At 42.0% G+C, this 15,276-nt stretch carries 12 protein-coding genes; 5 read left to right on the top strand and 7 right to left on the bottom strand.

Annotated elements, in window-relative coordinates:
• Nucleotides 1–62: 62 nt before the first annotated feature.
• Nucleotides 63–1,343, bottom strand: coding sequence for an SO_0444 family Cu/Zn efflux transporter (locus L1D51_RS04535; protein WP_239962832.1), 1,281 nt, complete (start codon nt 1,341–1,343; stop codon nt 63–65).
• Complete coding sequence (zntR, locus tag L1D51_RS04530) at nt 1,327–1,740, bottom strand: Zn(2+)-responsive transcriptional regulator (RefSeq protein ID WP_082401639.1); 414 nt, start codon at nt 1,738–1,740, stop codon at nt 1,327–1,329. The genes L1D51_RS04535 and zntR overlap by 17 nt, the downstream gene beginning before the upstream one ends.
• Nucleotides 1,741–1,834: 94 nt before the next feature.
• On the opposite strand from zntR, the gene L1D51_RS04525 reads away from it, so the two are divergent.
• On the top strand, nt 1,835–2,779 hold the full coding sequence (locus L1D51_RS04525) for a D-2-hydroxyacid dehydrogenase (protein WP_239962830.1): 945 nt from the start codon (nt 1,835–1,837) through the stop codon (nt 2,777–2,779).
• Between the two features lie 162 nt (nt 2,780–2,941).
• On the top strand, nt 2,942–3,322 hold the full coding sequence (locus tag L1D51_RS04520; RefSeq protein ID WP_054562759.1) for a DUF3192 domain-containing protein: 381 nt from the start codon (nt 2,942–2,944) through the stop codon (nt 3,320–3,322).
• A 32-nt stretch (nt 3,323–3,354) separates the two neighbouring features.
• On the opposite strand, the gene L1D51_RS04515 is transcribed toward L1D51_RS04520, so the two are convergent.
• The 3 genes from L1D51_RS04515 to L1D51_RS04505 all read right to left on the bottom strand — a co-directional run bounded on the left by L1D51_RS04515 (nt 3,355) and on the right by L1D51_RS04505 (nt 9,135).
• Nucleotides 3,355–4,278: a GGDEF domain-containing response regulator gene (locus L1D51_RS04515; RefSeq protein ID WP_054562760.1), complete on the bottom strand. Its 924-nt coding sequence runs from the start codon at nt 4,276–4,278 to the stop codon at nt 3,355–3,357.
• The gene (locus L1D51_RS04510; protein WP_239962828.1) at nt 4,247–7,675 is read right to left on the bottom strand and encodes a response regulator; all 3,429 of its coding nucleotides are present in this window, start codon (nt 7,673–7,675) and stop codon (nt 4,247–4,249) included. The genes L1D51_RS04515 and L1D51_RS04510 overlap by 32 nt, the downstream gene beginning before the upstream one ends.
• Nucleotides 7,676–7,737: 62 nt before the next feature.
• Nucleotides 7,738–9,135, bottom strand: coding sequence for a PhoH family protein (locus L1D51_RS04505; protein WP_055197676.1), 1,398 nt, complete (start codon nt 9,133–9,135; stop codon nt 7,738–7,740).
• 299 nt (nt 9,136–9,434) lie between these two features.
• On the opposite strand from L1D51_RS04505, the gene rapA reads away from it, so the two are divergent.
• On the top strand, nt 9,435–12,329 hold the full coding sequence (rapA, locus tag L1D51_RS04500) for an RNA polymerase-associated protein RapA (protein WP_239962826.1): 2,895 nt from the start codon (nt 9,435–9,437) through the stop codon (nt 12,327–12,329).
• Between the two features lie 56 nt (nt 12,330–12,385).
• Here rapA and L1D51_RS04495 read toward each other — a convergent pair whose 3' ends face one another.
• On the bottom strand, nt 12,386–12,616 hold the full coding sequence (locus L1D51_RS04495) for a hypothetical protein (protein ID WP_055197672.1): 231 nt from the start codon (nt 12,614–12,616) through the stop codon (nt 12,386–12,388).
• A gap of 133 nt (nt 12,617–12,749) precedes the next feature.
• On the opposite strand from L1D51_RS04495, the gene rluA reads away from it, so the two are divergent.
• Nucleotides 12,750–13,403, top strand: coding sequence for a bifunctional tRNA pseudouridine(32) synthase/23S rRNA pseudouridine(746) synthase RluA (gene rluA / locus L1D51_RS04490; protein WP_082401641.1), 654 nt, complete (start codon nt 12,750–12,752; stop codon nt 13,401–13,403).
• 80 nt (nt 13,404–13,483) lie between these two features.
• Nucleotides 13,484–14,416, top strand: a complete 933-nt coding sequence (locus L1D51_RS04485; RefSeq protein ID WP_239962824.1) for a DUF3530 family protein — start codon at nt 13,484–13,486, stop codon at nt 14,414–14,416.
• Here the strand turns inward: L1D51_RS04485 and djlA are convergent.
• Complete coding sequence (gene djlA / locus L1D51_RS04480) at nt 14,399–15,271, bottom strand: co-chaperone DjlA (protein ID WP_054562767.1); 873 nt, start codon at nt 15,269–15,271, stop codon at nt 14,399–14,401. The two genes, L1D51_RS04485 and djlA, sit on opposite strands and share 18 nt — an antisense overlap.
• Nucleotides 15,272–15,276 lie beyond the last annotated feature (5 nt).

Raw genomic sequence — 15,276 nt, 5'->3', positions numbered from 1 at the left:
ACGCGATAGTTAACCAAATTAAATGCCAATTAATGTAGAAAATATATATCTATAACAAATAATTAAGCAATGCTCTTACCAGTTTGCGACGCCTTTTTTAATACCATTTTTAGCAGTAATCTAAGCATTAAAATTGCCAACACAATACCTGCCACAAGGCTTAACCAATGTGGTAGAACTTCATGCTCTTCGCCCATCATCGGCGCCACCACAAAACCATATTGCGCCACTAAATAATCGGTTAAAAAGCCAAATGCCAGCGCCGTGCCAATCACCCCTATTAAGTAGGCAAATACCGCACGCTTGCCAAGCTCTTTTCCAACCACACCAAGCGTTGCAATGTTGGTTGCCGGCCCTGCCAACATAAATACCAACACCGCCCCTGGAGACACACCACTGAGTAATAAGCCTGCCGCAATAGGTGTCGATGCAGTAGCACAAATATACATAGGAATACTGATTAAAATAACCACCAGCATCGCAAGAATGCCATTACCCCACTGGCTTAAAAAAGATTCTGGTACATAAGTTTGTACTAGAGCAGCAAAGAATAAACCGATCATTAGCCAAATCATGGTGTCTTCAAGCAGCTTGTTGCAACTAAAGCTCACCGCGCGTTTCAGTTTGCTAAAACGACTTTCAACGGCTTTAGTTGACTGCTCAGTGCTGCAACAGCTTTTCTGCGAAGGTGGTGCTTTTTCAGTTGCGCTACTGTGTTGCGGCTCCTGTGTTGGTTGCGATTCCTTGCTACTACAACAACTTGTTGTTTTAGCAGGCTCAAGTTCTTGAGGTGATTGCTTACTACAACAACTTTGTGCGGGCTTAGTAGATGCCTCTTTGCTACAACAACTCGCTGTAGTCACAGGCTCAGGCTGTTTACTGCTACAACAAGATGTTGATTCTGAGTCTTTTTCATCTGATGCTGTATTTTGATGCTGATGAAGTTCACTGTCTTTCCCCACTAATACACCGGCCACAATGGCACTGCACACGGCGGCAATAGGACGTATTACCGCCATAAATGGGCCAAGCAACACATAAGATACCGAAACCGAATCGACCCCAGTTTCAGGGGTTGAAACTAAAAATGCTGTGGTAGCACTTTTTGACGCCCCTGCCCTTCTTAAACCAATGGCCGCAGGGATCACACCACATGAGCACAAGGGCATTGGGGCACCAATAAAGGCTGCTTTAACTGTGGTCCATAACCCTTCTTTGCCTAAATGCCGGTTAAGAAAGTTAGCAGGCAAATACACATTGAGAAGACCAGCTATGAATAAGCCCAACATTAACCAAGGCGCTGAAAGTAAAAACAGATGCCAAAAATTATTGAGTAAGTCCATCGATATCCTCCAGCGTCGTTAGTATTGAACAGTTTTCAGCAGGCTCTTCTCCGCCACAGCATTTATCTGCTAATAATGATAGTGAGTCATAAAAGCGAGTAAGCTCTGCAATTCGTTGTGCAACGAGATCACGTTTTTGTATCGTCATCTCTTTTACTTCATGACAAGAATGCTGATCTTTATGAAACTTAATTTGCAGTAGCTCTTTGATCTCAGCCAGACTAAAGCCAACATTCTTTGCTCTGAGAATAAACGCCATTTGTTTATAGTCATTCTCAGAATAAAAACGATATCCCACGTCTGAACGCGAACTAGGCGTTAACAAACCATGCTTTTCGTAGTACCGTAGCGTATCTGTTGAGACACCCAACTGACGGGCAAACTCACCTATTTTCATCACCGTCTCCATTGTGAAGCGTTTATTTATTATGCTCACTATAAACCTTGGAGTACACCCCAAGGTCAAGCAATAAATTAAAAAAGGAAAGCACATGAATATTACTGTCCTTGATGCAGCGACATTAGCCAACACTTCGTTAGATGCCTTAGCGCAATTAGGTAAGTTAACCTGTTACGATTTAACCGCTCAAGAACAGGTTGTTAAGCGCTGCCAAGATGCCGATATCGTTATCAGTAATAAAGTGGTGATTGATCAGAACGCCATGAGCAAATTAACTAATTTAAAATTAATATGTGTTGCAGCGACAGGGACTAACAACATTGATTTAGGTGCAGCCAAAGAGCATAACATCGCAGTGACAAATGTAGCGGGCTATTCAACACCGAGTGTGGTGCAACATACCTTTACTCTCATCACTAATTTACTGGGCAATACTCACAGATACATTAATGATTGCCAGCAAGGCTTATGGCAGCAAAGCCCTATGTTTTGCCGTTTAGATTACAGCTTTAATGAAATTGCCGGCAAAACACTGGCTATTGTTGGCTATGGCTCACTGGGTAAAGCCGTTGCCGATGTAGCACGCGCCTTTGGTGCCAATGTCATCATTAGTGAACGAAAAGGCCAAACGCCTCGTGAAGGTCGTGTTAGTTTCAATGATGCCCTAACCACAGCCGATATCATTAGTGTTCACTGCCCGCTTACTGATGAAACGCGCAACCAAATCGCTGCGGCAGAATTAAGCATGATGAAACCGTCAGCTATCATCATTAACACTGCTCGTGGTGGGATCATCAATGAAGCCGATTTAGCTGACGCATTAGCTAATAATGTCATAGCCGGAGCTGGTGTTGATGTACTCAGTAAAGAACCCGCAGAGCAAGAAAACCCGCTGGCACTATACAAAGGTGCAAACTTATTACTTACTCCACACATTGCATGGGCGAGCCAAGAATCTATTGTGCGCTTAGTTAACGAAATTGCGTTAAATATCCAAGCATTTAATCTAGGCGAAACACGTAACAGGTTGGTCTAAACCGCAATTTATTAGTCAATAGAGCTAAGTAATTAGTAATTTATTACTTAGCCTACTGACGATAAACGACATAACCTATTGATAAAATAGAAATTTAAAAGTTTGGCAAGCCGTTTGCTATCAAAGGGTAACTATAAAACAATTTCTTCGGGATAAAATAACATGAAAAAAGCACTTCTTATTGCCGCGCTAACTGCTCCATTTTTAACTGGTTGTGTCATTGCTGTTTCTGACGGTGAAGCCGACACACATTGGGCTGGTAACTCTTCTAGCTGGCAAAAACAGCATAAAAATAACCGTGAAGTGATTTCTAACCTTGCATTAGATACGAGCTACCAAACTGTATTAAATAAACTAAATACACCTAACTTTACCGAGTTATTAAAGCAAGGTGATGATGTTTACCAAGTATTATTCTATGCAACGCATAGTATTCACTCTGATGGCAAGATGACTAAAGACGAGTGTACGCCACTCGTATTTAAAAATGATAAGTTAATTGGCGTGGGTGATACGATTTATAAATCACTTAGCAATGGTTAATAAATAGTTTGAAACGGATGAGTAGGCTTTGCCTACTCATGTTCATTTACTGCGATCATTCTCGATACTATCTGATCTCGCCCGGCATCTTTAGCCTGATAAAGACCTAAATCAGCTTCTTCAAGTAAGGTTTGTTCTGCATAAACCTGACCATTTTCTGTGGTCGCAATACCAATACTAATTGTGACATGGTCGGCATTTAGCGACGCTTTGTGTGGGATGTTTAAATCATTCACCGCATTGCGCAGTTTATTTGCAAACGACATAGCCTCTTTAGCTGAAGTATTGGGCAACACCGCAGCAAACTCTTCACCACCATAACGAGCAACAAAGTCACTGCCTCGTTCACACGCCCCAACTAAGGCATGAGCAATTTGTTTTAAGCAATCATCACCTGCTCGGTGACCATAGCAATCGTTGTAACGCTTGAAGTGATCAACATCCATCAATAACACAGATAGCGGGGTTTGATCTCGACGGCAACGACGCCACTCTCGCGCTAAATTTTCATCTAAATAACGTCGGTTTGGGATCTCTGTTAAGCCATCAATTGAGGCGAGCATTTCGAGTAAGTCATTTTTTTGTTTGATCAGCAACTGATTGCGCACTCTAGCACGCACAATAGCAGCACTAAATGGTTTAGTGATGTAGTCCATCGCGCCTAATTCAAGGCCCTTCGCTTCATCATCATGACTGGTATTGGCAGAAATAAATATTACAGGCAGCATACTAGTGGTCGCGCTTTCTTTTAACTTAGTAAGCACTTCGTAGCCGTCAATGCCGGGCATCACAATATCCAAGATCAACAAATCAACAGTTTGCGTTTTTAAAAACGTCAGTGCTTTTTCGCCACTCTCAACACAAAAAACATCATAGTCTTGCTGCAATGTTTTCTCTAATACCAAGCGGTTTAACGGATCGTCATCAACAATCAGTACCTTGGCTCTTTTCAACATCAGTAGATCCTTGTTCTATGATAAATGCGATGACCTGTTTTATTTGCCATTGCAACTCATCATTTAATTGTTCGGGCAGTTCGCCATCTGCTTTAAGCCTAGCTTCACATTGCTGAGCGCACGCTGACAATCGCTTAAAACCGAGATTTCCGGCTGACCCTTTTACATTATGAACCACACGGACCAACTCATCGGTAGTTTTTAATGTAGAGATTTGTAATAACTGCTCTGCTGCCATAGTCGCAAACTTCGACAACATAGTTAATACTAACTTAGTATTGTTTGCAAACTGAGACAGTATAAAAGCTTGATCAAAAAAGACTTCTTTTGTGTTATCAAGTTCACTCATTGCTAAAAACAACTTACTAGCAACAATCGGTTTAGTTAAATGCTTATTCATACCCGCCGCGATTGAATGCTCAATATCTTCGCTTTCACTGTGTGCAGTGAGTGCGTAAATCGGCATTTGTTCTTTGGTGAATGACTGACGAATAATACGCGTTGCCTGACAACCATCCATTTCTGGCATCTGAATATCCATAAAAATGAGATCGGGCCTTAAGCTATTTGCCAGTTCAATGCCTTTTTCACCACTGTGTGCACACACAACGGTGACATCAATTTGCTCTAAAATACTTTTAATAATGCTTAAATTAAGCGGGTTATCATCCACAGCCAGCACTAACATGCCAGATAAATCAGTACTAGAAGGCAATGAAACCAGTTCTTTTTTCACAGGCTCCGCGGCTTTATCTAGCTGTAAGCAAAAGCAAAATTCACTGCCTTTACCTTTTTCGCTTTCCAGCTTAATTTCGCCTCCCATTAGCGCAACTTCGTACTTAACAATCGCTAAGCCTAAGCCAACCCCCTGATGAGAGCGCGTTAATGATTCATCACCTTGAGTAAATGCATCAAATAAGCGGCTTTGATCTGCCTTGCTAATACCAATGCCCGTGTCTTTAACAGTAAAGCAAATGAGTTGCTGCTCAGCTGACTCTTCCACCAGCATTAAGTTTAATGTCACTGTGCCTTGTTCGGTGAATTTGGCAGCGTTGGTCAGTAAATTAGCCAGTACTTGCTGCAAGCAAATTTGATCACCCACTAAGTTATCGCTAATGCTTTTATCGCATTCGACTTTAAACTCGATATCTTTATTTGCGCATAAAGGGGCTGTTATTCCCTGACAGTAGTCGATTAAATCAGGCACACTAAAAGGGGCTTTATTAAGTTGTACTTGCGAGCTTTCAGCGCGGGCAAAGTCGAGCATACGATTCAATAAAGTAAGCAAGCTATTGGCTGCTGATTTTGCTTGTTCGGCATGATTACGCTGCGGCTGTGTTAAACCTTGTAAAGCGATGACATCAATTAAGCCTAGTACAGCATTGAGTGGTGTGCGTATTTCATGACTAAGGTTTGCAATGAAGCGGCTCTTAGCTAATGTTGCCCGCTCTGCGTCATCTTTTGCTTTTACTAAGTCCGTCACATCCTGTACATGAACAACATAGTAATCAGGTGTTTGCTCGGCATTCCAAACTAATGACACACTAATTTGTAGCCAGCGTTGTAGATCTTGCTGCTCAAGACTAAAGTGATAAACTTTTTTCTTCTCATGCAACAGCTCTGTCAGGGTATTTTTTAATGTCTGATAAGACGTCTCAGCAAATAAGTCTATTAATTTGAGGCCATTGGCGTTTTCAATTGCAAAGATTTTACGTGCCGCTTTATTTGCTTGCAGCACCTGATCGTCAAGCGATACCAACAGCACCCCATTAGCGGCATACTCCATGGCGCTACGTAATTTTGCTTCGGAGCTTTGTAATGCATTGAGCGCATTATGCTGCTCGGTAATATCACGACCAATTGCCATAGTGCCAAGAAATTGCTGATGCTCGTTATAAAATGGCACGATGCTAAATAGATAACTGTTATCTTCTGTGGTCAATCTTTTTTGATAAGCTTGGCGGTCTTTGAGTACTTGCTTTTCAAGCTCGTTTAACTCACCGTTATCATCACTAATATCACATATTTGCTGCCCTACTAACTTCTCTTGTGGCAAGCCGATATAGCGCTCATACGCCTTATTACAGCCTAAAAACGAGCCATCAATATTCTTAAAATAAATTAGGTCAGGTACGTTATTGAGCATGGTATTTAATAGCGCTAAATGACGCTCTTTCGCATCAATACTACGACGCAATTGTTTTGACTTTACCTGTACTTGCGAATCAAGCGCTTTATTTGCCTCTTGTAACGACTGAACGAGCTCTTCATTACGGCTAAACACCTTTTTCACACGGCTGAACCAAGGCTGCCAATCAACAGGAATACGATAATGAACTAACGCTTGTTTGCCTTCATCATGCTGCTCAAGATAATTCATTAAGTGCGTCATTGGTTTTACAAAAATGCGCTGACTCAACCAAAAAACAGCGCTGAACATCATCACTAAAAACACACTCAAAAATGCGAATTCTAAAAAAATGTCGTAGCCTACAGGTTCACTCAGGGCTTGCTTTGATTCATAGAAACGAGTGTAAATAGGTAAGTTTGTTGCTTCTTGCACTAAATGACTGTGGTTATTCTTGCTCATATCTATCGCGACATTCGGCCAATGCTCGCTGGCACTTATGGCAGTATTAGGCTCTGTCTTTGAGCTGGCAATGACTTGGTTATCTTGGTTTATAAAAATATACTCACCATAGTTAGGCGCTATTTTTTTTAACCAGTTAGAAATTGCTTTAAGGTCATAAATCAACACAATGTAATCACGACTATTAGCGGCTCGTTGCTTGCCAATAGCAAAGTAGGCATGGCCATTTATGGTCAACACAGAGCTCGAAGCAAGCTTGTTGCTATTGATTGATAAAGGTCGAAATTTGTTATCTAACACACTGGTCAGAAATTCACTTTTTGCTGTGTTACGGCGCTTAATATAAACAAAGCCTTGCTCATTAACATAAGCAACCGCTTCTAAAGATTGAATAAGCGACAGCGTGGTATTAAACGAGGGACCGAGGGCAATAACTCGTCGCCATTGATTAATTGCGTAAGCGGTTGAGGCAAACTTTCCTTGCCCGACTATCTCCCCCACTCCATCGCCCACACTTTGGTAGTAATAGTGATCGTATTGATTCACATTGCGTGCCCAACTAGGATCAAAATCATAAGAAAGTGGCTGCTCATATAGCTTGAACATGGTGTCTATAAGGCCATCTGCGGCACGCATAGCATGGCTAAGCTGAGCTGAAATATTATTAAAACCGTTTTGCCTGCTTTCTATCGCCCGCTCAAGTTTTAAATTATATAAGTGTAAACACAAAAAAAACGCCACCAGCAGCGGCACAATAAGTGCCACTGCCAAAGAGCGATAATAATGCTTTAACGGTAAAAAATTCACTGGCTTATAAGTACCTTACCTCGATAACAGCTAGGTTAACGAGGCATAGGAATACTGGCAAGTTATAAATTTTCTTCAGCAAAGCTGGCTAAGCGGCTACGTACCACACCGTTTAAATTAACGGTAGCACTGCCCTGAAAATCTTTAAAACGTTCAACAATATAGGTTAAGCCTGAGGTAACTGGCGTGAGGTAGTTACTATCAATTTGCGCCAAGTTACCTGAGCAAATGAGTTTAGTGCCTTCACCGCAGCGAGTAATAATGGTTTTCAGCTGTGAAGCGGTTAAGTTTTGACTTTCATCCAAAATAACAACCGCGTTTTGAATACTACGGCCGCGCATAAAGTTTACTGATTTAAACTGTACGTTGGCTTTTTCCATAATGTAATTACGACTCGAAATTGGATTTTCATCTCCTTTATGCAGCACTTCTAAGGTATCGGTAATAGCAGCTAACCACGGCGCCATTTTCTCTTCTTCAGTGCCAGGTAAAAAGCCAATTGATTCAGCAATTTCTGGGGTATTGCGAGTAACAATCACTTTATCGTAAATACCTTTTTCTATAATCATTTCGAGGGCACTAGCAAGAGCGAGCAAGGTTTTACCACAGCCGGCAGGACCAGTTAAAATCACCAATTCAATACTTGGGTCAAGTAGCGCATCAAGTGCCATCCCTTGATAAACATTTTTTGGCTTAACGCCCCAAGCGGTATGGCTCATCAAGCGCTCAACACTAATATCCTTTAAAGTAATTTGTTTATCATCGTAGCTTGTTACTCGAGCCGCAAAGTGGTCGCTTTCATCTAAAATATATTCATTACAGAACACATCGCTAATCGTGCTTTTAGCCACATGATGATAGGTATCTCGGCCTTGCTGCTCTGTTTCGCATTCTCCAACCTGTTGCCAAAAATCACCTTCAATTTTTTTATAGCCGCTAGTAAGCAACGCTATGTCGTCAATTAATTGGTCTGTTCTGTAATCTTCAACAAATTTAAGCCCTGCCCCTTTCGCTTTTAGGCGCATATTGATGTCTTTAGTGACAAGCACCACTTTGCTATCGCTGTGTTGCTTCTGTAAATGAACAGCACAATTGATGATGCGGTGGTCGTTTTCGTTGCCCGGTAACCCCGAAATACTGTCTGCAAATAAATGGTCATTAACGATAATTAAGCGGCCACGAGATTCTGATTTAGCCTTTTTGTTACTAGGAAGCGCGACACCCTGCAACATTTGCTCTGGCGAAGCGTCCTTTAACACTTCATCTAAACCACGAATAGCAACACGGGCGTCACGGCTAACGTCATGTTTCCTATCTTTAATGTGGTCGAGCTCTTCTAATACTGTCATGGGGATAACAACATCATGTTCTTGGAAAGATAAATAAGCGAGGGGTTCGTGGAGTAATACATTAGTATCGAGCACATACATTTTACTATCAAGGTTCGAAGCTTTTTCCATAGCACTTTCCTTACGTTTTATGATTTTTATGCTATACCCAATAAACTAAACAAGCGGCGGATGAAGCTATGGTTTATTCGTCAGGTATATACTCAGTTTAGTCTATTTACGACAAAAGTCCTTTTTATGACAAACAAATATACAATTATTTAACTGGTTAAAATACATACAATTTTTACCGTTAATAATGGCTTAAAAAGGTTGACTAAATTTAATTGTGTGCGGCGAGTTTACTGCCTTGAAGTAGCATGGCGTTACAGGTAACATAGCCGCCTTTTTTCTTCATAGACGAGACATACATGAATTTTTCCTTAGGTCAGCGTTGGATCAGTGATACTGAGTCAGATTTAGGATTAGGCACCGTTGTTGCCCTTGAAGGCCGTCAGGTCAGCATTTTATTTCCAGCCAGTGGAGAAAACAGAGTTTATTCTTTAACAGAAGCACCTGTTACTCGTGTCGCATTTAATCCAGGTGATATTATTCGCAGCGTTGAAGAGTGGGAATTAGAAGTCGAGTCTGTTGAAGAGCAAGGCGAGTTACTATGCTATCACGGCATTCGTGTTGATAATGGTGAAAAAGCGCAGTTAAAAGAAACCTTTTTAGATCACTTTATCAAATTCAATAAACCACAAGACCGTTTATTTGCAGGTCAAGTGGACCGTTTTGACCGCTACACGCTTCGCTACCAAACTTGGCAGCACCAGTTTGAGCGCCAACAATCCCCTTTAAAAGGTTTAATTGGTCAGCGCGCAAACCTTATTCCACATCAGCTTTACATTGCACAAGAAGTGGGTAAACGTTTTGCACCACGCGTATTACTTTCTGACGAAGTGGGTTTAGGTAAAACCATTGAAGCAGGTATGATTTTACATCAACAAATCATCAGTGGCCGTGCTAGCCGCGTATTGATTGTTGTGCCTGAAAACTTACAGCATCAGTGGTTAGTAGAAATGCTACGCCGCTTTAACTTACGTTTTTCAATCTTTGATGAAGAACGTTGTGATGAAGCATTCGCAGACTCTCCAAACGTATTCGAAACAGAACAGTTAGTACTTACTAGCCTTGAGTTCTTAAGCAAGAAAAAGCGCTGGTTTGAGCAAGCAACCCTAGCTGATTGGGATTTATTGGTTGTTGATGAAGCGCACCATTTAAGTATCAATAATGGTAAGCCAAGCACTGAATACCAACGCATGGCAGAGTTAAGCCAAGACATTCCGGGCCTTATCTTATTAACTGCAACGCCAGATCAACTTGGTCACCGCAGTCACTTTGCCCGCTTACAATTACTCGACCCAGATCGTTTCTACGACTACGATGCGTTTGTTGAAGAAGAAAGTAACTACAAAGAAGTTGCTGAAGCTGCTAATCAATTACTGGGTGAACAAGGCCTTGATGATGCATCTCGTGCAACATTAAAAGAGCTATTAAAAGAAACCGACATTACTGACCTTTTAGCGAAAGCGGAGCAAGGTGATGAAACGGCGCGCAACGAAATTTTATCAATGCTGCTGGACCGCCATGGTACGGGTCGTATTTTATTTAGAAATAGCCGCAGCGGTATTGATGGTTACCCAAGCCGTAAGCTTCATGCATACCCTATGGCAATGCCTAAACAATATAAAACGGCGATGTCGGTACTGGGTAACATGGGCGGCATTCAAAATGCTGAACTAACGGCACTTCGCGCTCTATTCCCTGAAAAGATCTTCCAAGAGTTTGAAGGTGAAAATGCAAGCTGGGGCGCATTTGACCCACGTGTTGATTGGTTAATCGAAACCTTAAAAACCCTTAAACACGAAAAAGTACTGCTTATCTGTGCTAAAGCCGAAACCGCACTTAGCCTAGAACAGATTTTACGTGAGCGTGAAGCAATTAAAGCCTCTGTTTTCCATGAAGGCATGTCGATTGTTGAACGTGACCGTGCAGCGGCTTACTTTGCCGACGAGTACGACAGCGCGCAAATTCTACTTTGTTCTGAAATTGGTTCTGAAGGTCGTAACTTCCAATTCTCGCATCACTTAGTATTGTTTGATTTACCACTTAATCCAGACTTACTTGAGCAACGTATAGGTCGTCTTGACCGTATTGGTCAAACTCAAGACGTAAACATTCACGTGCCGTATTTTGAAAACACCGCACAAGAAGTGTTACTTCGTTGGTACAACGAAGGCTTAGATGCGTTTGAAACAACATCGACAACAGGGCAAATGCTGTATAAAGAGTATGGCGAAGAACTACTTGAGTTTATCGGTGCACACAATTGCGACGAAGAAGAGCTAGACCCACTACTAGAACAAGTTGCTGGTCAAAATGCCAAGCTTCGTAAGCAAATGGAAAGTGGTCGTGACCGTTTATTAGAGCTGCACTCAAGTGGCCAAGGCCGAGCAGAAAGTCTTGTTGCTGATATCGAAGAATTAGACGACCAATTCACGCTGCCAAGCTATATGATCAATGTGTTCGACACCTTTGGTGTAAGCCAAGAAGATAAAGGTGAAAATACCATTATCTTAAAACCAACTGAGCACATGCTAAATCCATCTTTCCCATGCTTAAAAGATGATGGCATCACAGTAACGTTTGATCGCAGCACCTCGCTTTCGCAAGAAGACGCCCATTTCATCAGCTGGGACCACCCTATGGTGCAAGGCAGCTTAGACATGATTTGTGATGATGACTTTGGTACTGCCTCTGTGGCGTTACTGAAAAACAAAAAGCTACCTGCTGGTACCTTCTTTGTTGAGCTTATTTTCATTGCGGAGGCGATGGCGCCTAAAGCACTTCAGGTTGGCCGCTTCTTGCCACCAACGCCTATTCGTATCTTATTAGATAAAGGTAGTAACAATCTGGCTGATAATGTTGCTTTTGATGCTTTCAATCAGCAGTTGTCTGCGGTTGGTCGCCAAACGGCAAGTAAATTAGCCAGCGCGCTACAAAGTGCCATTCACCCAATGATCACCAGCGCACAAGGCATGGCACAAACCAAGCTAGAAGCACTGCGTGCTGAATCACTAGAGAAAATGCAAACTGCCCTTGGTGAAGAGCAAGCTCGTTTAACGGCACTTAAGCAGATCAACCCGAATATTCGTGATGAAGAGCTTAGCTTCTTTGATAAACAGCGTAGCGAACTCACGACTTACATCGAAAAAGCCCAAGTTAAACTGGATGCAATTCGTTTAATTGTCGTTTCACACTAACGTTGAAGCGCTAAACTCAAAACCACAAACGCGATGTGCTTTCACATCGCGTTTTTTTATACAAAAAACACCACAAGGGTAATAATTACGGCCAATGCCGCTAGCTTGCAAAATAACTTAGCTAAGCTTTTGTTTCTTTTTATTAAATCGTCTTTGTAAGCTTGCTTCAAATATACTGCTTGTAGGTCTGAAAAGCCTTTACAATGCGGACACTCTGGCTCAAGGTCATTAACTTCTAAGCCACAACGTGTACAAGGTTTACTGCGAATTAAACCAAGGCGAAACATTCACTTGTCCTTTTATTTAAACTCCATAGCTGAATTTACTGTATCTTAGCTGCTACTCGAAAACCAGCACTGGCATTGTGTATGCGCTCATACTCCTTTAAAATAGCGCACTTGCATATCATCGAGGCTGGCTGTGTTACTCAATTATAATCCCCCAATGACACCTTATTTAAGTATTGTTTATCAAGACGATGACTTGCTTATTGTGAATAAACCAAGTGGTTTACTTACTGTGCCGGGAAAAGATCCAAAACACGCCGACTGCCTTATTGCTCGCATTAATCGCGTTTTTCCAACGGCAAAAATTGTTCATCGCCTTGATATGGCGACCTCTGGCATTATTTGTTTAGCCATGCACAAAGAAGCGCATCGTAATTTAAGCATTCAGTTTCAAGATAGAAAAACTGCAAAACGCTACATTGCTCGTGTATTTGGTAAGCTTGAGCAAGAAACTGGATCGGTAGATTTACCACTTATTTGTGATTGGCCGAACCGACCAAAGCAAATGGTTGATCACGATAATGGCAAACCGTCATTAACCCATTTTAAAGTGCTTGAATATGAACAGAATGCAACTCGTGTTGAGCTTACCCCTATTACTGGGCGTTCTCACCAACTACGTGTGCATATGCTGTCATTGGGTCACCCTATTTTAGGCGATAAGTTGTATGCTCACCCCGAGGCATTCGCCATGGCCCCTCGCTTACAACTGCATGCTGAAATGCTAACCTTAGCTCACCCAGCCAGCGGTGAAACATTGATTTTTGAAGCCGCTCCTGAGTTTTAAGACAATTCGCTAAATATTTAATAAATACTGCCGATAGTTAATCAATAACTGATTTAATTAAAGACTCAGGTAATATCGGCATGAATTTAAAACCCGCACATCGCTTACTTTACGCAGCCTGTTTTGCGTCGATGGGTAATGTGAATGCTGCCGATTTTATTAAACCCACCCCTTGGTCAAGTTTGGTCACTAACGATATTCAACGCTTTTTACCAAGCGATGAAGTACGTACTCTACTTGCTGGTGAAGATGAGTTCATTAGCTTATATCGTCAATCGATGGCAGCCAGTCAACGCGGCATTGTGCTAATCATTCCTGATTGGCAGCACTTACCCACTAATAATGCTGGTATTAACTTTTTGCGCAAGCAGTTAAACGAAATTGGCTATGCAACCCTTGCCATGACCATGCCTGACATTGATTGGCATCCTGCCGATATGGCAACGCCCGAGTCACCTGAGAGCTCTGAACATGAGTCAACACAAACTGTTGAACAAAGCGATGAGCAAGCAGCTTCTGCTCCACCAGCCCAAACGCAACAAGCGCCGCATTTTGTTACGGGTGAGCCCAATATCAGTGAAGCCGTGCTTGATGATTACAAATTAAAGCTAATTGCCAGATTCAATGCCTTGTATAACAGTGCAATGGATGAAGGCGGCAATATTATTGTGGTGGCACAAGGTGCCAGTGCGGGGCTATTGATAGAGCATTATGCTAGCTTTCCAAATAACGAACTAAACGCTTTTATTAGCCTAGGTAGTTATTTACCTAACAGTGTTCGTAACCAGCATCTCAATGCGACGCTTTCAACTATCAGCCCACCGTTACTGGATATTTTTTATAGTGAGGGTAACCCTGACACGCTGCAAAGTGTAAAAGACAGAAAACGCTGGGTAAGAAAACACGCTAAATATGACTACCGTCAAAGAGAGTTATTTGGTGTGCCTTCAGAGCCTGAGCAGCACCAGCGACTGCTTAAAGAAGTAGACGGCTTTTTACGCCGCCTTTTTTAAATACTCATAAGCCGCTTGAATATCTTGGCTTTTCTTTACCGCTACTTCCATCATATGTTTTGGTAAACCTTGCGATACCAGCTTATCGGGGTGATGCTGAGCCATAAGCTTTCGATAAGCAACTTTAATATCTCTCGCAGAAGCATCATTATTTAAGCCTAAAAGAGCCAACGCTTGGGCGCGATTCATACCATTATTTGGTGGCACACTGTGCCCTCTTTGTTCACTATGACTACTGCGATTTTGCTGGCTTTGTTGACGTTGCTGTTCATAAAAACGCTGCTGTTGCTGACGAAATGCAAATTCAGCTTGGTAGCGTTTTAATAAAAATGCGAACTGAGTACGTGAAATACCTAACTGCTTGCTCACCTCTTGCAATAGCTGCTTTTCTTGCTCTGCAAGGTGGCCATCTGAAAAGGCCATTTGAATTTGTATTTCGAGGAACAGTTGCAATAAATCATGGCGTCGAGCAAAGCGCTCTTTAAAGTCATGAACGGTTTCTTTTAATGAAAAGTCGCTTTCTTTACCACTACGAAAGGCATCTTGTGCTTCTCTTCGCTCATCACCCGATAAGCCCATTTCGTCCATAAACAGACTTGCAGCACGAATATGCGTTTCACTAACGCGACCATTCGATTTGGCGATATGCCCCATCACCGCAAAACAGCTAGAAAAGAAAAGTGCTTGGCGCTCGTTAATATCATCGCCTTTAAACAAACCAGAAAAACCACCTGCTTTATCAAAGTCTTGTTTTAAGCTGCGATCGAACATATGGCCTAGGTATAGGCCCAGTAAGGCTCCTATAAATTTGCCAAACATAAAGCCAAAACAAAAACCGAGTACTTTTCCCCACATAATTT

Origin of the sequence: Pseudoalteromonas shioyasakiensis, from assembly GCF_022398475.1 — a bacterium.
Lineage (GTDB): Bacteria > Pseudomonadota > Gammaproteobacteria > Enterobacterales > Alteromonadaceae > Pseudoalteromonas.
Note: the sequence above shows the minus strand (reverse complement) of the source record. Positions and strands in the feature narration are given on the sequence as shown.